Below are 21331 nucleotides of genomic sequence, written 5' to 3'. Positions count from 1 at the left end.
GATGTAATACAAAAAGAATGCAGCCTCGCCGCTGCATTCTTTTTTCATTAATAAGGATCTGATGGTGTGCTGTTGTTGATGGCTTCGTCCACGGCTTGAGCAGCGCCTGTAGAGCCGATAGGTCCGCTTGGCTGCTCTTGTTTATAGGCTTTTAAGCCGTCAGCGACACGCTTTCCGTAATCAGGGTCTGCTTTTGTAAAGTTTTCGATCATTTGGTCTTGAATGTCCTTTTGACATGTCGCAAGGGTGTTGACTAAGTTCTTAATCAGTTCCTCTCGCTCCCAATCATTAAAACGGCGATACGTTTCTCCCGCTTGTCCGAAGTTGTTTGGTCGGTCAATGGCTTCTCGTTTGACTTCACCCTCTACAAAAGGCGTATGATCCTTTCCATCCTGTTTGGCTTCTTTTAATCCCCCGAGGATCGATGGTTCATAATTCACATGGGGATTTTGCCCTTTGCCTTGATCGACATGGTATTCCATTTGGCCGTCTCTCTGATTGGTGGCGACATGCTTTTTCGGTGCATTGATCGGCAGCTGTAAATAGTTTGGTCCTACACGATATCGCTGCGCGTCAGAGTAGGAGAAGGTACGGCCTTGAAGCAATTTATCATCTGAGAAATCCAAACCATCTACGAGTACACCAGTCCCAAAGGCAACCTGCTCGACTTCTGCGAAATAGTTTTCTGGATTTTTGTTTAATACCATCCGTCCGATTGGTTTCCATGGATAGTCATCCTTGTACCAAAGCTTTGTCGGATCAAGCGGATCAAAGTCGAGGTGAGGGTGGGCATCATCTTCCATGATCTGTGCATATACCTCCCATTCAGGAAAATCTCCTTGCTCAATGGCTTCATATAAATCCTGTGTGGCATGGTTAAAATTTTCTCCCTGAATCGCTTGCGCCTGTTCTTGGGTCAGATTGCGAATGCCTTGTTTCGGTTCAAAATGATATTTAACTAGCACCGCTTTTCCTTCATGATTTACCCATTTGTACGCATGGACACCTGAGCCTTGCATGTGGCGGTATGTCGCTGGAATGCCCCAAGGTGAGAAAAGAAAAGTCACCATGTGTGTCGCTTCAGGTGATTGTGAGACAAAATCAAATATGCGCTCGCCGTCCTGACGATTGGTGACGGGGTCAGGCTTGAAGGCATGAACCAAATCAGGGAATTTCAACGCATCTCTGATAAAGAAAATTTTCAGGTTGTTTCCAACGAGATCCCAGTTGCCTTCTTCTGTGTAAAATTTAATCGCAAATCCTCTCGGATCGCGTAATGTTTCTGGCGAATGCCCGCCGTGAATCACAGAAGAAAAACGTACGAAAACAGGCGTCTTTTTCCCTTTTTCCTGAAACAATTTCGCTCTCGTATAGGTGGAGATCGGTTCATCGCCGAATGTGCCATAGGCTTCAAAATAACCGTGAGCTCCGGCACCGCGTGCATGCACAACACGTTCAGGAATGCGTTCACGATCAAAATGACTGATTTTCTCTAGGAAATCGTAGTTTTCAAGCGTAGTGGGTCCCCTATTCCCAACAGTTCTCATATTTTGATTGTCTGTGACGGGATGACCTTGCCGATTCGTTAAGGTTTCTTCTGAATCTGAAGATGGTTTAGGCTGTTGATCTTCTTTCAATTCGAATCCCTCCTTCAATATCTCCTTAACAATATGGTCATGTTGCTCCCTATTTCATACAAGGATTGATATAATGATTGAAAACTTTCACGAGGAGAGAGCCTGATGATTCGATTACACTGCCTTCACGCCCATCCATCCAATCAGTCATATATAGAAGATGTTTTTGGTGATACAGATGTTGATTTGCATTACACAGTCGATTCATCATTTATAGAACGCGCTACACAAGATCCTGCATTTGATCAACACAAGCAGCAAACGTATGCTATCAACAGATTAAAACAAGAAAGTGAAGCTGACCTCATTCTGCTTACGTGTACACAATACATTGCTGCTCTAGGTGATCAGCAGCACATCTTTAAACAACCGATTGTTCCGATCGATGAACCGTTATTTGAGCTGATTTGTGAGAAAAAAGGGCCTCTTCAGCTTGTGTTTTCCAACCCAGATACAGTGGAGGGAACGATGCAGCGGCTTGATTCATATGCAAAAGAGCGGGGCAAACAGGTTGAAGTAGAAATGGTTGTGATGGAGGATGTCTTTCATCTTTGCCTAAACGGTGATATGCAAGCCTATGATGAACAAATCATGGAGCAGCTGAGAAAATGTATGAAGCAAAAAGGCAGAGATATTTGTGTGATGCAGCTTTCGATGGTTCATGCGGCACAGCAGATGGAGCGGGAGACAGGAGTTCCTATCATTCATCCGCTTTCTCCACTAAAACAGTTTGTCCATCAAACACTATCCGCTTGGAAAGAGTGAACCCATCAGGTTCGCTCTTTTTGTATAGGAATGTAAATGCGATGACATGTTAAAAAAATAACCGAGCGCAAACTATTTTTAAAAGGCGCGCGTCTATCCAATGTAAGAAATAACAGATGCGCATTTAAGATAAAGGAGCTCTTTGTAAAATGAAGAAACGAAAAATAGACGATCAATTTGCGGATTACGTCATGGAGCATAAACACAGTTTTTATCGGTTGTCCTATAGCTATGTCAAAAACCCGGAAGATGCTATGGATGTTGTTCAGGAGGCTATTCATAAAGCACTCAAATCTGTTCATCGATTAGAGGATGCGAGCAAGATGCATAGCTGGTTTTATAAAATCGTGGTGAACGCTGCCCTAGACTTTTTACGAAAGAAGAAGCGGGTGCAGGTGACAGATGATGATACGCTTGAATTCTTATCACAGGGCGAATCAGATGTATACGAGGATCAAGACGTCAAACGGGCTATAGAGGATTTGCCTGAGATGTATCGAGTCATCATTATTTTGAGATTCTTTGAAGATTTAAAATTAGAGGACATCGCCCAGATACTCGATGAAAATGAAAACACCATTAAAACAAGATTATATAAGGCGCTGCGGCTTTTAAAAGTAGAATTATCACAGGAGGAAATATAAATGGATAAGTATTTGGAACATTTAAAAGATGAATATTTAGAAATCCCTATTCCACCGGAATATGATGCGATGATTGAACGAACGTTAAAAAGAAAAAACAAAAAACCTCATTTTCAGCAATGGACCATCGGACTTGTTGCAGCGGCTGCTCTTTTTGTCACAACTGTTAATGTCAGTCCACAGGCAGCAAGAGCGATTTCAGAAGTACCTATCATTGGCGAGCTGGTGAAAGTCGTAACGTTTACAGAATTTAAAAAGAGCGATCAAGGAACGAATATTGATCTTAAAACACCACACGTTTCAGGACTTGGGGACGAAACATTACAAGACAGCCTGAATCAAAAATATTTAGCTGAAAACAAAAAGCTGTATCAAGATTTTGAAAAGGAAACAAAGGGTTATAAAAATGGTCATTTAAGTGTTGAGAGCGGTTATGAAGTGAGAACGAACAATGATCAAATCCTTTCACTAGGCCGATACAAGGTGACGACTCAGGCTTCTGCGGCAGAGGAAATGACATATGATACGGTGGATAAGAAAAATCATGTCCTCATTACATTACCAAGTCTGTTTAAAGATGAACGTTATATTGATGTGATTAGTGAAAATATTAAAGAACAAATGAAGAAACAGATGAAAGAGGATTCAAACAAAATGTATTGGATTGGCAAGCAAGATATGGCGGATCCATTTAAGAAAATTAAGCCGGATCAAAATTTCTATATCAATTCAAAAGGGAAGCTTGTGATTTCCTTTAATGAATATGATGTGGCGCCTGGCTACATGGGTGTTGTTGAATTTACGATTCCAACAAGCGTGCTAAAGGATATTCTCGTTAGTGATACGTACATTCATTAAAAAGAAGACAGACAAAAAAGACTGCTGAATGATTCAGCAGTCTTGTCGTGTTTTATTAAGAAAGTGCGTCTGTCAATGCAGGTACGACTTGTTTCTTTCTTGATACAACACCTTTTAGTAAAGCTGTGTTGTTTTCAAGCGTGACGTTAAATGCTTTTTCTACTTTTGCTGCTTCTGCACCGAGTGCAAGAGCAAGGGAGTCATTTTCTAAAATGTCTGTGATGACTAAAACAAATAGATCAAGACCTTTTGCTGCAATGACTTCATTGATTTTCGCTTCAATGTCAGCCTGTCTTGCTGTCACTTCAGCGATATCTACTGTATTGACTTGCGCAATTTCCACTTTGCTTTTGCCTAGTGCGAATTCTTTTGCATCAAGTGTAATTAATTCTTGAACTGTTTTTTGGCTTAGATCAGCGCCTGCTTTCAGCATGTCTAGGCCATAAACTTCTGGATCTACCCCTGCGATTTTTGCAAGCTCATGCGCAGCATCAATATCTTGCTGTGTGCATGTTGGGGATTTGAATAGTAAGGAATCAGAAATGATCGCAGATAAAAGCAAACCAGCGATTTCCTTTTCAATCGTCACTTGGTTTTCTTTATACATTTTGTTTAAGATCGTTGCTGTACAGCCTACAGGCTCAGCACGATAGTAAAGAGGTTCACTTGTTTCAAAGTTGGCAATACGGTGATGGTCAATGACCTCAGTTACTTGTACTTGATCAATATCGCTTACACTTTGCTGGAATTCGTTATGATCGACAAGAATGACTTGCTTTGTTTCATTTGCAGCCGTTTCAATGAAACGAGGTGCTTCTTGTTTAAAGAAATCTAATGCGTATTGTGTTTCTCCATTGATTTCTCCAAGTCTGACGGCTTCTGCCTCAGTGCCGATTTTGTTTTTCAAATCAGCGTAAGCAATAGCAGAACAAATCGTGTCTGTGTCAGGATTTTTGTGTCCGAATACGAGTGTTTTTCCCATGTGAATTCTCCTTCTTACTTTTATTGATGATGTTTCTATTCTAACAGCTTTTGACCTTGAATTCAGGGTTTATAGCTAAGAATTATCTTAAAAATTGTAACATGCTGTTTGAAAACTTGCATGTACGATTCCATATCGGTGTTCCACGTGAAACGCTCCCAGAATAGCCTGCATTTTACTTGAGATTTGCCGCTATGGTAAAATAAAGGTTGGGGCAAGACATGATGGAGCTTACATCGTACGTATACATAGAAGTACACATTGAGCAAGATATAGACAAAAGGATTGGATAGAGGTGAAGGTGTGAAACAAACAAAAGCGTTAGTAGAGGGCGCAATCATGATGAGTATTTTCTCGGTCATGATGCTGTTTTATTTGTATGTGCCGCTATTATCCATTATTTTCTTTCTAGCTGCTCCGATTCCGATCATCCTCTATACAATCAGGCACGGCTTGAAAAAAGGAATTGCTGCTGGCGCTATTGGCATAGTGATCAGCTTTTTAATTGGGTCTATGGCTGGACTCATGAGTGCACCTATTCTGATTGCTGTCGGATTAGGCATGGGTTCTTTCTACAGCAGAAGGCAGCCTAGGAATGCCATCATTACAGGTGCGCTGATTTATTTATTCAGTTTTCTCATCTCCTTTGTTGTCAGTGTTCAGCTCTTTCAAATCGATATCATGAATATGGCGAAAGAGTCGATTGAGCAAATGATGCCGATGGTAGAGAGTGTTTTAAAGCAATCCGGGGCTTCTGAAAAGGACATAGCCAAACAGCTCAAACAGTTTAAAGAGATGCAGGATATGGCATTAAGTGCTTTACCTGTAGCGCTTTTGATCGCTGTTACTTTGATGGCTTTTGTGAATCATTGGTTCGTGCGGCCTTTGCTCAAACGGTTTGTTTCAGACATGCCGGCTTTGAAGAAATTTAAGGATATGCGGCTGCCAAAAAGCATGGTATGGTATTATTTACTCACATTGCTTTTGATGCTGATTCAGACGGAAAAAGGCAGCTTTTTATGGCTCGTTCAAACGAGTGCGTTTCAAATTTTATTTATACTGGTGCTTATTCAGGGATTTTCTTTTCTCTTTTATTATTGCCACGAAAAAAACATCTCAAAAGCGGTACCCATTTTCGCTGTCGTGTTAACGGTTTTCTTTCCGCCGGTCGGTGTGATTGTGCGAATTATAGGGATTGCTGACATAGGCTTTGATTTAAGAGAAAAAGTAAAAAACAAATAATTCACTCTGAATGTTGAGGAGTTGATATCAGTGCCAAGCTTCTATAGAAAACCTGTCATCAAGTATCCGATCATCGCGTTAATTGTCCTTGCGGTGGTCACAGTCCTCCTCAACCTTTATTTTAATTGGATCATAGGAGCGGTTGGTCTTTTCGTCCTTGCAGGTGTGCTCTACTTCTTAAAGTGGGCAGATACGCAAGTGCAGAAAGAGATTGATTCATATATTTCAACATTATCCTATCGAGTCAAAAAGGTTGGAGAAGAAGCATTAATGGAGATGCCGATTGGTATTATGCTGTTTAATGACCAGTATTATATCGAATGGACGAATCCATTTCTCGCTTCGTGCTTTCATGAAAGCACACTTGTCGGCAGATCCTTGTACGATACATTTGAGTCCATTGTGCCTCTTATTAAACAAGAGGTAGAGACCGAAAATGTAACGCTGAATGACCGGAAATTCAAAGTCATTATTAAACGATCAGAGCGCCTTTTATATTTCTTTGATGTCACGGAACAGGTGCAGATTGAACGACAGTACGAAAATGAACGAACGGTTTTATCTTATATCTTTTTAGACAACTACGACGATGTCACGCAGGGCCTTGATGATCAAGTGCGTAGCGCGATTAATAGTGAAGTGACGTCTCTTTTAAACAATTGGGCACAAGAATACGGAATTTTCCTGAAGAGAATTTCGTCTGAACGATTTATGGCGGTCCTAAATGAGAGCATTTTAGCTGAGCTTGAGGCGTCGAAATTCTCCATTTTAGACGAGGTCCGTGAGAAAACAGGGGCACATAGTGCTACGCTTACTTTGAGTATCGGGATTGGTGCGTCCGTTCCTTCTTTGAAAGAGCTTGGAGCACTTGCGCAGTCGAGTCTTGACCTTGCCCTCGGACGAGGCGGGGATCAGGTCGCCATTAAACAGCCGAATGGAAAAGTGAAATTCTACGGTGGAAAAACGAACCCAATGGAGAAACGGACACGCGTACGCGCACGGGTCATTTCTCATGCTTTAAAGGAAATTGTATCTGAAAGCGGTAATGTCATGATCATGGGTCATAAGTTCCCAGACATGGACTCAATCGGTGCATCCATCGGGATTTTAAAGGTCGCTCAGGCCAATGGAAAAGAAGGCTATATTGTCATTGATGCCAACCAGATTGGCGACAGTGTTCAACGCTTAATTAGTGAAATTAAAAATTATGAAGAGCTTTGGTCACGTTTTATCACGCCAGAGGAAGCAATGGAGCTTGCAAAGGATGACACATTGCTTGTCGTCGTGGATACACATAAACCGTCTCTCGTCATGGAGGAACGACTACTGAATAAGATTGAAAACGTCGTGGTCATTGACCATCATAGACGAGGCGAGGAATTTATCCGTGATCCTTTACTTGTTTATATGGAGCCGTATGCTTCATCTACAGCAGAGCTTGTGACAGAGCTCTTAGAGTATCAGCCGAAGAAATTGCGGATTAACATGATTGAGGCGACTGCGCTTCTTGCTGGGATCATCGTGGATACGAAGAGTTTCTCTCTGAGAACGGGGTCAAGAACGTTCGATGCAGCATCCTACCTTCGTGCAAAGGGAGCAGATCCTGTCCTTGTGCAAAAGTTTTTAAAAGAAACAGTCGATCATTACATCAAACGGGCAAAACTCATTCAGCATACAGAGCTGTATCAAAATCAGGTAGCCATTGCTTCATTACCGTCTGATAGGTCGGAGTATTATGATCAAATAACGATTGCCCAGACGGCTGATTCACTGTTGTCAATGAGTGAGGTAGAAGCGTCATTTGCTGTCGCTAGACGAGATGACGATACGGTATGCATTAGTGCCAGATCATTAGGGGATATCAACGTTCAAATTATTATGGAAGCACTAGACGGCGGCGGTCATTTAACTAACGCTGCTACCCAGATTTATGGTATAACCATTGAAGAAGCGGTAGGGAAGTTAAAGGCTGCCATAGACGAATATTTCGAAGGAGGGGTTCAAAGATGAAAGTCATCTTTCTAAAAGACGTAAAAGGCAAAGGGAAAAAAGGCGAAGTCAAGAATGTAGCTGACGGATACGCTCACAACTTTCTCATCAAACAAGGGTTAGCTGTTGAAGCAACTCCAACGAACCTAAGTGCATTGGAAGGGCAGAAAAACAAAGAGAAAAAGAATGCCATCCAAGAGCTTGAACAAGCAAAACAACTAAAAGAAACACTTGAGGCGTTAACAGTGGAACTCACTGCAAAATCAGGTGAAGGCGGCCGTTTGTTTGGCTCGATTACCAGCAAACAAATCGCTGATAAATTGCAAAAAGATCATCAAATTAAACTCGATAAGCGCAAAATCGAGCTGAATGACGCCATCCGTGCGTTAGGTTACACAAATGTACCGGTGAAGCTTCATCCAGAGGTACAAGCAACGTTAAAGGTACATGTGACAGAGCAGGCATAAGCAGAAAAGAACCCGTCTCACGAGAGGCGGGTTCTTTTTTTATGAAGGATCTGAAATATAGACACTGCGTCCGGCACGCATACCGGATAAAAACATGAAAAATAGGATGATGATAAAGATGATAATTGCTGGTGTCCATGTCTGTGTGGAATCAAAAAGAATACCAATCATGAACGGCCCAACGGCAGCTAATAAATAACCGAGAGACTGCGCCATTCCAGAGAGGGCAGCTGCTTGTTCCATATTGGTTGTACGTAATCCGATAAATGTGAGGGCAAGACTGATACTGGCCCCTTGTCCAATGCCGATCAATAGAACAGAGATGACAAGGATAGGCGTCGATCCTCCGAGAAGAAGTCCAATCATGCCGAGTAAATACACAAGGACAAGGCCGGCGACAAGCGGTCTTTGTGTTTTTAATTTTTCTGCAAAAACGGGCGTTAAGAAGGTGGATGGCAGCCCAGCAAACTGCATAATGGACAGCATCCAGCCAGCTGTCGACAGGTTCATTCCATGTGATGTTAAGATATCAGGAAACCAAGCGATACTGCTATAAAAAAGGAATGATTGCAGGCCCATAAAAAAGGTCACTTGCCATGCGACACGTGAACGCCATATCGGCTGCTCTGTGAGCGAGATGCTTTTGACGGCCACTGTATTCTGATGAAGAAGCTGCGGCGCCCAAACCATCATGGCGAGAAGGGCAAGTCCAGCCCATACAAGGAATGATGTATTCCAGCCGCCAGGCATTGTATGACTGAGCGGAACACTGACACCTGATGCAAGTGCAGCAAAGACGGACATTGAAGTCGTATAAACACTTGTCATCAATCCAGCATGTGCAGGAAATTTATGCTTCACAAGCCCCGGTAAGAGCACATTACAGATCGCAATTCCAACGCCGACTAGTGCCGTTCCAATCATTAAGAAGGTGATGGTGCCAAATGAGCGAATCACAATCCCAAAGAGAAGGACAGCAAGTCCAAGCCAGAGGGTTCGTTCATTGCCAAGTCGTTTTCCGATTTTAGGTGCAATTGGAGAAAGCAATGCGAATGAAAGCAGTGGTAATGTCGTGAGAAAACCTGCCAGTCCATTTGAAAGCTGTAAATCGGAACGAATCGCGCCGATCACAGGGCCAACGGATGTAATGGCAGGCCGAAGATTAAATGCAATGAGCAAAATCCCAGCAATCAGCAGGATGGTTTGTCCTGTACTGCGAGGATGTAATGTTGATTTTTCTAGTTGTTGTTCCATGAATGTAAACTCCTTTATTTCTTTAAGAAGAACGATCTTTTTTCTGTTCAAGCTCCGCTAATTTAGCTAATAAGATATGCTGCGGCATATGCATAATTTGTTCTAACGGTACATTGAGTGATGCAGCAAGCTTTTGTGCGGTATCGGCTGAGATTTGTAAAGGTCTCATGCGCAAATCCCTCCTCTTTCAATCTATACGTTCCAATATATCATATCGGCTTTGTGCCATGCTGATAAAAAATTAGCGTTCTCTTTTATAAAACCATTTTAGGGCGGATAAGAAATTTTTTTGAAATTGTTTCAGATGATGGCCCTCCCCTTGTTCGATGTGATATTGCAGCTGCCTTTCTTGCATCCCTTTCTGTAATAAAAGGTCATGTAGTTGTTTGGTGAATAAAGGCATGTGCTGTTGAGCAGATGTTTTGCCTTTCCCTTCTTCACTGCCTACAGACAAATAAATAAAATGATCTACACACTGAATGCTTTGTTGTTTAGCAAACGGTAGAAAATCTTCATACCAAAATGACCCTGAGATCGATGCGATGTTTTTAAAAAGATCAGGGTGCATGAATAAAGTATAAATAGCAAATAGCCCGCCTAATGAAGCACCTACGTGGCTATGCTCATGACAGGTCTCTTGAACTGGGTATTCTCTTTTGATATATGGGAGCAAGTCATTCGCTAAAAATGACACATACGTCTGTGCCTCGCCTTTAAAGTCAGGAAACCCAGATTGCAGTGATGACGCCTTCCATGGTGTATATTCGTCAAGACGATTGAAGGGGTGTATGCCGACAATGATGATTGGTGAGATGGTTTTGGTTTCGATCATTCTTTCGATCTCTAGCAGGTGTGTTCTAAACAAAGAAGAGCCATCTTGTACAAAGACAGCTGGAACATGAATAGAGGTGTCCGGTGGTAGGTAAATATCAAGCTGACGCCCGTTAAACTCGTCATATAGAAACGTTCCGTTCATGTGTCATCTCTCCTCCAAGTTTTCAAGCTCCGCTGAAAAGAAGACAAAGGGCTAAAAATAAAGATCATTTTAGCCCTTTGTCATTCGTCACATCTTTTTTAGTTGTTTTGATCTAACCATTTGACGGCCTTATCAAGGAAGGTTGTTTTGCTTAGTGCTGTTCCTCCTTGAAGCATAGGATCAACGGCATTTTCATTGATGTGCCCATTTTTCACAGCTTTTAGGCTTGTCCAAATTTTATTTTTCTCTAAGTCCTTCAATGCGTTCGGATTCGATGAGTTTTCCTCTTTAGAGAACTGAACAAAAATATAGTCAGGATTGAGTTCTCCTAGGCGCTCCAATGAAATCAATGCCTGTGCTTTGGCTTTTTTGATATCACTTGGTGCTGTAAAACCTAAGTCTCCATATAAGGTAGAGTTGAAGTATACGTCTTCAGGGTACACGTACAAGTCGCCCTGTCTAATGCGTAAAATGACAGCTGTTTTGTTGTTGCTTTTGTCTTTCAGGGTTTCTTTCGCTTGTTTGAGATCTTTCTGATAATCAGAGATGATGTTTTTGGCTTCTTTACTTTTTCCAGTCAGTTCGCCGAGTAATAATAGATTGCTTTCCCAGTCAGAAGAGACATGGGATACTGGGATCGTTGTTTTGACTTTATCTAGTTTTTTAATTGTTGCAGGCGGGAACTTGGTTGATCCGAGTATCACGTCTGGTTTTAGTTTTAGGATTTTTTCTAGGTTCGGTTCTGTTTTTTCCCCGATGCCTTCTGTTTTCGCTGTGATGTCTTTAAATAATTCAGGGAAAGTGCCGCCTACAGTAGAAGCACCAATAGGCTCGATACCAAGTAATTTTGCATCTTCCATTGATTCTAGGCTTCCAGCAATGACGATTCGTTTCACTGGTGTTTTGAGTTTGTACGTTTGATCTAAGTATTTGATGTTTGTTTCAGCTGCTTCAGCTGACTTGCCTTTGGTTGTGTTTGAAGCAGGTTTATTTTCTGCAGCACCACAGGCTGATGCGATGATCGTCATGATACAAAGGATAAGCAATGCGAACCATTTTTTCATTTGTTTTCTCCTTTAACTGATAATTGTTCTCAATTAAAGATTGTAGTAGTCTTTCGTCCTTTTATCCATAGACAATGATCTGTCATATGATGGACTTTTTACGGAAAAAAAGATAAAAGGTCCTGAATGACTCGTTGATGACTGGCTGCTGTGTATTCACGCCAAGGGTCAGACGTAAGTGGATAGACTGCTTGCTGCGTCACAGCCTTGAGATTTTGCCAAGCCTCCTGCTGCTTTAATTTTTGATAAAAAGCAATGGTTTTTGGCTCCTTATGCAGGAAAAGGAAGATGGTGTCTGGATCTAGCTGTTGTATAGATCGAATGCTGATTTCTTTTTCTATTAGCTGGCCGTCATTCTGAAAAGCTGGCTGAAGACCAATGTCTTGAAAAATCACTTCTGACATGGTGCGATTCACAGACAAATAGAGCTGATCTTGAAAGATACGAAGAGGCAGGACGGTTTTTGGTGGATGATCAAAAAGGCATGCCTTTTTCGCTTGAATGACGAGTTCCTCGTAATGAATCAGCCATTCTTCTGCTTCCTTCGCTTCGTTTAGGAACATAGCTGTTTGTCTGAATTGAGTGCGCCAATCCAATTGTGTGAATGGAACAAAGTGAACAGGACAGATGGTTTTTAACACTTGTTTTTCTTCCTCTGTCACATGATCATTGACAATGATCAGCTCAGGTTTTGTTTCCTTTAATAGCTGTAAATTGGCTTCAGCGTGCTCGTTGATCCGATGTGCACTCAGGTGAATCGGAATTTCTTCTGCATAATGCTCAAAATCATGTGCTGTCCATTTAGGGTGAAGAGGGGCAGCATATGGGATGATATGAATGGGTGTGAGCTGGCCGAGTATGGAATGGCCATAGGCTGCAATTTTCCGATGCCGGCTTCTCATATAAGTAGAAGGGGTCATTCCCGTTTTTTTCTTAAAGATGCGGCTGAAGTAATACGGATCTTGATAGCCGATTTCAAGTGCAATGTCTTTGAGTTTTGCGCTGCCTTTTGCCATTAATTGTTTCGCTCTAGCCATCCTTTTCTTGGTGATATAATCAGTCACACTCACATCAAAATGCTTTTTAAATAGCTCACTGTAATGATTAGAGCTGATGCCAGCCATATGAGATAGACTTGTCAGGCTGAGAGGTTCTTCGGAATGTTGATCGATATATTGTTTTGTTTTGAAAAGGGCATGTGCCGTGTCACAAATATCTTCTTTATGCAGTGTGAAAAGCTGCATAATGAGCTGCTGAAAAAGAGTTTGGCTTCTAAAAAAGCTAATGGATTCAGGTCTTTGCCATTCCTCTGTCATATCGGACAGTAAAGAATGAATTTGTTCAATCGAACTAATATCGATAAATTGCCATTTATTCAGTAAAGAACAGGCATGTTCCGTTGATACTTCTCCTATGTTTTGATCTTGCAGCGTGTAGAGCTGAAAGCGAAACAGATAGAGCTCGTGTTTTTGATAAGGCTCTGTTTTCAACATAAATGTTTCCCCAGGCATGATCGTATAGAGTGTCAGATGTTTCAATCGCCATTTTTGATCGTTCAATGTGAGTAAACCGCTGCCGCTTATGCTGAAGAGGAGGCAGAATGTATCTGATAGCTGCTGCTCTGTATGTGGAAGCTCTGCATTATTTATTTTTTCAGTATATGTTAATCGATAGATGAATTGTTCGGCATTTGCCAATGTACGTAATTGATTGTTGTTTCCCATAAAACCACCTGATCTCTTATTGATTGATAAACATTCTCAATTAAATTGTAGCAGAAAGAGCTGAAAGATGGTGATGTTTATTCTGTCAAAAAAGCACCCTGATGGAGATCAGGGTGCGCAGCGTGTAGACAAACCCTCGCATTCGCCCGCAGGTCTGCGCGTCGGTACTCACGAATGTCAAATTCGCTCCGTTCCGATGCTCGCCCTTCCTAGACTGCAAAGGTTTTCTATCACGCTGAAAAGAAGACAAAGGGCTAAAATCAAGATCATTTTAGCCCTTTTGTCAACAATCATCGCACCCTGAGTGAGATCAGGGTGCAATGATTTATTCCGTTTTTCCATGTGCTAGTGCAGGTTCTTTTGTTAAGCTTAATGGCCGCAAGTCCTGCCAGTGTGTCTGGATATAATCGATGCAGGCATTTCTAGTGTCTTCACCAAAGACCTTTTCCCATCCATCTGGCACTGGTGCAAATGATGGCCAAAGTGAATGCTGTCCTTGTTCATTGACCAGCACAAGAAATACACCGTCTTCACGATCAAAGGGATTTGTCATTTGTCATCTCTCCTTTATTCTTAGTGCTTTTGTTTGACCCGATGCAGTGCGTTGTCTAAGATGACACCAATTTCTGCTAGGGGTTTAGGCTGGCACATGTCTTTGTGCCGGCAATGAATGTCGTGCTGTTCGATTGTTCCGTTGATATAAGGTGCCCATGCTTCGGGATCAATTGGTGTAAACCAATCTGGGATAATGGTAGATCTAAAGAATAATATGTCTCCCTGATAAGTTTTTGGCTGATATTCTCCGAGCAATCGAACTGAATTCACATAGGTTTCTTTTAGATTTCTAATGGCATCTTCACTTAAGCTTGCTAGTGCACTGCCATCTTTTTTCAAAATGTCGACGGCACTTTTCATCGTGAGCGGTTCACCTGTTAAGGTATCTGGATCATAACCGCCGAGCGCAAGAAGAGCGATTAGTGCTTCTTCTTCATCAGGTGCTTCTTTAATCGGTAAGAAATGGTTCGGATAGGCATCCAGCATCGCAACGAGTGCGATTTCTTCACCTTGCTGCTGGAGCTGTGTAGCCATTGCTTGTACAACGTTTCCACCTAATGACCAGCCAAGAAGATGATAAGGGCCTTTTGGCTGAATTGTTTGGATGTGCTTGATGTAATCCGCAGCCATATCATCTAGTGTGTGCGGGTAGTCATCTTTTCTTGCGATTCCTCGTGCCTGTAATCCATAAATAGGGATGTCTTTCTCTAATGTATTCAAGAGGCCGGCATAGCACCAGCTAAGACCACCTGCTGGGTGAACACAGAAGAGAGGATACCTTTCTCCATTTGTTCGCAGCGGCAGTAAGATTTCTAGTGCATTTTCATCGCTTCCTGTTTCTAGTTTCTCTGCTAAACTTGCTACATTTGGTGCTTCAAACAATGTTCCGATACTTAGTTTGACACCAAGTGCATCACGAATGCGGCTGATTAAACGAACCGCAAGCAGTGAATGTCCGCCAATGTCAAAAAAGCGATCGTCTATGCTGATTTTAGGCAAATCAAGCACCTCTTCAAAGAGATGACATAGGATTTCCTCTTTCGGATTTCTTGGGCCGCGCCCATCCGCTTGCTGTAAATGCAATTGAGGGGCCGGCAGTGATTTTTGATCAAGCTTCCCGTTTGCTGTAAGCGGCATGGCGTCAATCTGTACATATGCTGCGGGCACCATGTAATCAGGAAGACTGGCTGCTGCAAAATGACGAAGGGCTTCAGTATCGAAATAGTCTTCTTCCGTTGTGACGATATATGCAACTAAGCGCTTGTCGCCAGGCTGATCCTCTCGCACCATGACGGCCACTTGTGCAACTGCATCATGGCGTGCCAGAACGGCTTCGATTTCTCCAAGTTCAATACGGAATCCGCGTATTTTAATTTGATGATCAGCTCTGCCAATGTAATCAAGCGCCCCTTCTTCTGTCCAGCGCGCAAGGTCGCCTGTACGATACATCCTTGTGCCAGGTGCTCCATAAGGATCAGCAGGGAATCGATCTGATGTCAGGTCAGGTCTGCCTAGATAACCTCTTGCAAGGCCAGCTCCAGCTACATACATTTCACCTGTTGTCCCAGGGGGAACAGGCTGCAGGTATTCATCAAGTACGTAAACGTGTAAATCAGGAATCGGTTCGCCGATTAAACTGCTGGAGTTCTTTGTGATTATGTCTCGATTGAGTTCATTGTACGTAACGTGTACGGTGGTTTCTGTAATGCCGTACATGTTAATTAGCTTTGGCTTACAGTCTGAGTGACGGCTGTACCAATCTTCTAATCTGCTAAGCTCTAATGCTTCACCGCCAAAGATGACATAGCGGAGTGATAATGCTTGGCCTAGTGTTTGTTGTTCCTTGTCTATCTGCATGAGCTGATAGAAGGCAGAAGGTGTTTGATTAAGCACAGTTACCCCTTCCTCGACTAGAAGCTGCAGCATCTCTTCAGGAGAGCGAGAGATGGTATGAGGTACAATGACAAGCCTGCCGCCATATAAAAGTGGTCCCCATATTTCCCATACTGAAAAATCAAAGGCATATGAATGGAACATTGTCCAAACATCCTCTTCATCAAAATGGAACCAATGTTCAGTAGATGTCAGAAGACGGATGACATTTTGATGTGGGATGACCACTCCTTTTGGTTTCCCTGTAGAACCGGATGTATAAATAATATAGGCCGGATGCAGAGAAGATAGCGGTTCAATTCTGTCTATATCAGCCGGATTATGATTTGGCATAGTCAGCAATTGATCGCTCGTTTCTTTTTCGTCTAACAAAATCAAATCGCAATCAGCAGGGAGATGCACTGCATCTGCTTTTGTTGTGATGCTGCAAACTGGTTTGGCATCTTGTATCATGTATGCCAGCCTGTCTGCTGGATAGTCAGGATCAAGCGGAACATAGGCTGCGCCTGCTTTATGAACGGCTAACAAGCTTACGAGCATGTCGATTGATCTAGGCAGGGCAAGTGCAACGAACTGTTCTGGTCCAACGCCTCTTTGTATTAATAAATGAGCAAGACGATTGGCTTTGTAGTTTAACTCACCATAGGTAAGCTGCTTATTGCCATACGTTACAGCCACTCGATCAGGATATTGCTGTGCCGTTTTTTCAAATAAGGCTGGGAGACTATGTGCTTGATCTAACTGAGCGAATGTCTTTTTATCAGGGAGAAATGTTTGCCGTTCTTTATCTGATAAAATGTTCACTTGGCCAATCGGCACGTGTGGGCGCTCAGTCACTTCAGTTAAAAAGCGCTTCATTCTGTCAGCGATTGCTCGAATGGTGCTTTCTTTAAACACATCTGTACTGAATTCAAACAAACCTGTTAATCCTGCTGCTGATCCAGTTTCAGTTCTTTGTTCTGTCAATTCGATGGTCAGATCAAATTTAGCTGACCCTACTGGTTTCACGTAAAGGTCTGAGTCAAGCTGTGTCAGCTTCATTTCTGCCTTCGGTGTATTTTGGAAGGCAAGCATGACTTGGAACAATGGATTTCGTGATCTGGATCGGGTAGGATTTAGGATTTCGACTAGCCGTTCAAATGGCAGATCCTGATGCTCATAGGCTGCTAAGTCAACGTCTCGCACTCGCTTCAATAGCTCACTAAAGGTTGGATTACCATCTGTATTGGTACGTAATACTAGTGTGTTCACAAACAAGCCCACAATATCGTCAAGTGCATCGTCATTGCGTCCAGCAATCGGACTGCCGATTGGGATATCTGTCCCTGCTCCAAGGCGTGTCATTAATGCTGCAAGTGATGCTTGAAGCACCATGAACAAACTCACTTGATGCTGCTTGGCAAGCTCAAGGAGGTTCTGATGTAAAGCGGGTTCAATCGTAAAGTCTATCGTCGCACCGTTGAAGCTTCCTTCCTGTGGACGCGGGAAGTCATAAGGCAGCTCAAGTTCTTCAGGCAAGTCATGTAAGGCACCTTTCCAATAGCTGAGCTGCTTGGCAAATAGACTATCCGTCTCTTCTTCACTACCCAACAGCTTCTGCTGCCAAATAGCATAGTCAGCATATTGAACAGGTTCTGCTGGCAAGGAGATGGATTTTCCTTGTATACGGGCTTCGTAAGCAGCAGCTAAGTCTCGCGTCAATGGTGCAAGTGACCAGCCATCACCAGCGATATGATGCAGCAATAGAAGCAGGACGGATCGGTTTGCATCAAGCGTGAATAACTCTGCTCGCAGTGCAGGTTCTTCTTCAATTTTAAAGCTATAGCGAATGGCTTCGTTTAACTGACTCTCAATTTGTTGATCGGTTGAAGTTGTGACATGGAGTTCAGGCTGAACACTTTTCGGATGTAAAATGACCTGTCTTGGCATGCCGTTCTTATCTGGAAAAATGGTTCTAAGGGTTTCATGTTTTTCAGTGATATCTGCCAGAGCACCAATTAGAGCTGTTTGATCTAGTGTACCTGTCAGTTGAATGACAAGTGGAATATTGTAAGTTGGACTTGGCCCTTCAAGGCAATGAAGGAACCAGAGCCGTTTTTGGGCAAAGGATAATGGAATTTCATCTGGCTTGTCTTCAACCTGAAGCGGCGGCCGAATGTCCTTCGCTTTGTCAATATGCTGCGCAAGATCAGCAACCCGAGGCGATTCAAAAATGGTACTCATGCTTAGGTCTGCGCCAAGTGTATCGCGTATACGTCTAAGCAGGCGAGCGGCGAGTAAGGAATGTCCTCCTAAGTCAAAGAAACTATCATCTATGCCAATTTGAGATACTCCAAGGGTTTCTGCAAATAAACTACATAACATGTCTTCTTGTGGTGTTCTAGGTGTCCGCTCAGAACTAACTAAAGACATATTTGGTATTGGTAATGCTTTGCGATCGATTTTGCCGTTTGGCGTAAGTGGAAGTTCTGGCAAAACGACAACAGCAGAAGGTACCATGTAATCAGGAAGTAATGAAGCCACAAACTGTCTGAGCTCTGAAGGGTGTAGAGAAGAGCCATCTGTCAGCACAACATATGCACAAAGCAGCTGCTGCCCAGGTTGATCTTCACGAACGATAACAGATGTATGCTTAATGGCTTGGTGCTGCATAATCACGGTTTCGATTTCACCTAGTTCAATACGGAAGCCGCGGATTTTAATTTGATGATCGGCACGGCTGATATAATCAATCGAACCATCTTCACGCCATCTGGCTAAATCACCAGTACGATACATTCTCGTGCCGCTTGTGCCGAATGGATCAGCGACAAAACGTTCAGCCGTTAAATCATATCGTCCAAGATATCCTCTAGATACTCCTTCACCAGCAATATAAAGTTCACCGATTGACCCTGCTGGGACTGGGTTTAGTCCTTCATCTAAAATATAAACGCTCGTATTCCAAATGGGTTTACCGATTGCCGGCCCGCTATTCTCTCGATGTGCTGTGACATTTTCCATCGTAGACCAGATCGTCGTTTCTGTAGGTCCGTACAAATTGGTAATGTCGCATTGAAGAGATTGCAAGGTATGCAAAAGGGAGGCAGGGAGTGCTTCTCCTCCAACAAGAACTCGCATACCTGTAATCACGTCAGGATATTCATCTGCCAACGCATGCCACAACGTTGGTGTTGCCTGCATGATGGTGACATGATAAGAACGAATCATATCTGAAAGTTTTGCTGGATCTTGTATGGTTTCTTTTTTTGCCAATAAAATAGCAGCTCCATGTAAAAGCGGGAGGAACATTTCGAGCCCGGAAATATCAAAGGCAATGGTCGTTACGGCTAATAGCTGGTCTTCTTGATCTAATAAAAACGAATCTTGCATGGACAATATAAAGTTGATCACATTTCGCTTTGTTACAACAACACCCTTTGGTTTGCCTGTCGATCCTGACGTGTAGAGGATATAAGCCGGGTGATGCGGAGAACCCTCGCTCCAGGTCGGATTGAGATGAGAACTGCCTGCTATCTCCTGATGAACAGCTGCATCATCCAGTTGAACAATGTGCGGATGGTCCAAACCGTCTGCTGTCTCTTTGACTGTGAGCAAGCACGCCGGTTTGGCATCTTCTAGCATATAGGCGACTCGATCGTTAGGGTAATCAGGGTCTAATGGCAGATATGCAGCTCCCGTTTTGACGACGGCTAATAGACTTACGACCATATCGATGGATCGAGGCAGAGCAATGGCGACAAATTGTTCTGGTCCAATACCATGTTTTTTCAAATAATGAGCTAATTGATTAGCCCGCTGATTCAACTCTTCATAGGTCAAAGTGATTCCTTCAAACTGTAATGCTTTTGCTTGTGGCGTTTTGCTCACCTGTTTTTCAAATAGTTCCCGTAAAGATTCCTTTGGTAATTCTCGTTTTGTATCATTCCAGTGCTTGAGAATGGTCTCTTTTTCTTCAGACAAAAGAAGGTTGAATTGACTGATCGTCTGATCTTGCTCTAGTCCGGTTATTTCTTCCAGCAATTGAAGGAAACGCTGCTGATGAGCGTCAACTGCTTGCTCTTTGTAAACTGCAGGGTTTGCATCAAAGTCGATTTGAAATCCGTTCCCATCCGCGCGGTCGTATATGTTGATCGATATATCATCTACGGGTCCTGCTGAAAGATTATGTGCTTGACCCATGCTCTGATCGAATATGAGATCATAATCAAATGGCATGATATTGATCTGCGGGCCAAATAATCGCTGATTTCTTCCGATAAGTTTAAAGTCTCTCCGCATGTCCTCGTGACGATATCTTTGATGAGGGCGAATGGCTTTTAGTTCATCAGATACTTGGCGAACAAGTGCTGAGAGCGTCATTTCTGGTTTGCATGTTAAACGAAGCGGTACCAGGTTCATGACCATTCCGGGTGTTTGTAAGGCGCACGATCCAAGGCGCATCATCACAGGTAATCCTAAAACAATATCATGTGCACCAGTCATACGATGCACATATAAAGCGGATGTAGCAAGGATCATTTCATGCCACGTACCACCGAAGGCTGGAGCATTTTTTTTCATTTTGCTTACCTTTGCAGCATCGTAGCTAGCTGTTTTTCGTATAAAATGATCCGACGTTCTTGGGGCAAGCTCAGCAAGGCTGACAATTTCAGGTTGATCAGCAAAGCGATTTTTCCAAAACGCTTGATCATCTTCATATCGATTGGACTGTTGATAGGTGAGCTCCTCTTGGACTACGTCATGTAAGGATCCAAATGTTTGAGGGGGCATAGGTGTCCCTTTCGATAGGGCTGTATAGACCTCAGCAACACGACGCGCAATGAGCGAAAAGGCGAATCCATCAATGGCAATGTGATGAATGCGCTGATACCAGATAAATCGATCGTCAGCAAGTTGAAAAAGTACTTCACGGAATAATACATCTTTCTCTAAAGAGACTGGCGTTGAAAGATCTGCCTTCATCCATGCTTTAGCCGCATCAAGCGGCTGTTTTTCATTTTGTAAATTGATCAATTGGAATGGAATCTCGTTCTTAGATGAGAACCATTGCTTTGGACCGTCAGTATCCTCAACGAATCGCATATACAAAGAATCTGCTTCTAAGACAGTTTTTCTAATGGCTGCTTCAAAGTGTATGGGGTCAATAGGACCTTTAATATCTATATACTCAGCTGTATTGAAAATAGGATTAGATGGATCAAGCTGCTGCGCATACCAAATGCCTGATTGGGCACCGGTTAGTGGAAATGAATCGACTGACTGGATCGACAAGGGTCTA

At 42.8% G+C, this 21331-nt stretch carries 15 protein-coding genes; 6 read left to right on the top strand and 9 right to left on the bottom strand.

Translation table 11 applies throughout. The features are described 5' to 3' along the window. Positions 1 to 47: 47 nt before the first annotated feature. The gene (gene katX / locus ACP69X_RS04710; RefSeq protein WP_426052487.1) at positions 48 to 1547 is read right to left on the bottom strand and encodes a catalase KatX; all 1500 of its coding nucleotides are present in this window, start codon (positions 1545 to 1547) and stop codon (positions 48 to 50) included. Between the two features lie 195 nt (positions 1548 to 1742). Between katX and ACP69X_RS04705 the strand changes: the two genes are divergently transcribed. The 3 genes from ACP69X_RS04705 (at position 1743) to ACP69X_RS04695 (ending at position 3904) form a co-directional block, all read left to right on the top strand. After that, positions 1743 to 2402 carry an aspartate/glutamate racemase family protein gene (locus ACP69X_RS04705; protein ID WP_426052476.1) on the top strand — a complete coding sequence of 220 codons (660 nt, stop codon included), beginning with the start codon at positions 1743 to 1745 and terminating at the stop codon, positions 2400 to 2402. A gap of 149 nt (positions 2403 to 2551) precedes the next feature. After that, a complete protein-coding gene (locus ACP69X_RS04700) occupies positions 2552 to 3046 on the top strand; it encodes an RNA polymerase sigma factor (protein ID WP_034283625.1) in 495 nt (164 codons plus the stop codon). Continuing rightward, positions 3047 to 3904 carry a DUF3298 and DUF4163 domain-containing protein gene (locus ACP69X_RS04695; RefSeq protein ID WP_041089401.1) on the top strand — a complete coding sequence of 286 codons (858 nt, stop codon included), beginning with the start codon at positions 3047 to 3049 and terminating at the stop codon, positions 3902 to 3904. Between the two features lie 55 nt (positions 3905 to 3959). Here ACP69X_RS04695 and ACP69X_RS04690 read toward each other — a convergent pair whose 3' ends face one another. After that, entirely contained in the window at positions 3960 to 4886 is a 927-nt protein-coding gene (locus ACP69X_RS04690) for a manganese-dependent inorganic pyrophosphatase (RefSeq protein WP_073979340.1), read from the bottom strand. A gap of 303 nt (positions 4887 to 5189) precedes the next feature. On the opposite strand from ACP69X_RS04690, the gene ACP69X_RS04685 reads away from it, so the two are divergent. From ACP69X_RS04685 to rplI, 3 genes are read left to right on the top strand one after another with little or no spacing between them, the layout of a single operon-like run. Further along, complete coding sequence (locus ACP69X_RS04685; protein ID WP_426052475.1) at positions 5190 to 6128, top strand: YybS family protein; 939 nt, start codon at positions 5190 to 5192, stop codon at positions 6126 to 6128. 30 nt (positions 6129 to 6158) lie between these two features. Further along, positions 6159 to 8138, top strand: coding sequence for a DHH family phosphoesterase (locus tag ACP69X_RS04680; RefSeq protein WP_039182890.1), 1980 nt, complete (start codon positions 6159 to 6161; stop codon positions 8136 to 8138). Beyond that, a complete protein-coding gene (gene rplI, locus ACP69X_RS04675) occupies positions 8135 to 8584 on the top strand; it encodes a 50S ribosomal protein L9 (protein WP_008359128.1) in 450 nt (149 codons plus the stop codon). Before ACP69X_RS04680 ends, rplI begins: the two co-directional genes overlap by 4 nt. Before the next feature lie 39 nt (positions 8585 to 8623). Here rplI and ACP69X_RS04670 read toward each other — a convergent pair whose 3' ends face one another. From ACP69X_RS04670 to ACP69X_RS04640, 7 genes are all read right to left on the bottom strand, one after another. Continuing rightward, positions 8624 to 9838 carry a CynX/NimT family MFS transporter gene (locus ACP69X_RS04670; RefSeq protein WP_426052474.1) on the bottom strand — a complete coding sequence of 405 codons (1215 nt, stop codon included), beginning with the start codon at positions 9836 to 9838 and terminating at the stop codon, positions 8624 to 8626. 22 nt (positions 9839 to 9860) lie between these two features. After that, positions 9861 to 10007 (bottom strand): YycC family protein, encoded by a 147-nt coding sequence (locus ACP69X_RS04665; RefSeq protein WP_064498621.1) that lies wholly within the window; start codon positions 10005 to 10007, stop codon positions 9861 to 9863. 72 nt (positions 10008 to 10079) lie between these two features. Then, positions 10080 to 10814, bottom strand: coding sequence for an alpha/beta hydrolase (locus tag ACP69X_RS04660; protein WP_426052473.1), 735 nt, complete (start codon positions 10812 to 10814; stop codon positions 10080 to 10082). Positions 10815 to 10912: 98 nt separating this feature from the next. After that, positions 10913 to 11878 (bottom strand): iron-hydroxamate ABC transporter substrate-binding protein, encoded by a 966-nt coding sequence (locus ACP69X_RS04655; protein WP_426052472.1) that lies wholly within the window; start codon positions 11876 to 11878, stop codon positions 10913 to 10915. Positions 11879 to 11976: 98 nt separating this feature from the next. Beyond that, positions 11977 to 13602, bottom strand: a complete 1626-nt coding sequence (locus ACP69X_RS04650; RefSeq protein ID WP_426052471.1) for a helix-turn-helix domain-containing protein — start codon at positions 13600 to 13602, stop codon at positions 11977 to 11979. A gap of 325 nt (positions 13603 to 13927) precedes the next feature. After that, entirely contained in the window at positions 13928 to 14155 is a 228-nt protein-coding gene (locus ACP69X_RS04645; protein ID WP_025093680.1) for an MbtH family protein, read from the bottom strand. Positions 14156 to 14175: 20 nt separating this feature from the next. Then, on the bottom strand, positions 14176 to 21324 hold the full coding sequence (locus ACP69X_RS04640) for an amino acid adenylation domain-containing protein (protein ID WP_426052470.1): 7149 nt from the start codon (positions 21322 to 21324) through the stop codon (positions 14176 to 14178). Positions 21325 to 21331 lie beyond the last annotated feature (7 nt).

Origin of the sequence: Bacillus sp. DC4300-2b2 (assembly GCF_049895685.1) — a bacterium.
Taxonomy (GTDB): Bacteria; Bacillota; Bacilli; order Bacillales; family Bacillaceae; genus Bacillus; species Bacillus safensis.
The sequence above is the reverse complement of the archived record's forward strand: the minus strand, read 5'-3'. Positions and strand labels throughout refer to the sequence as shown.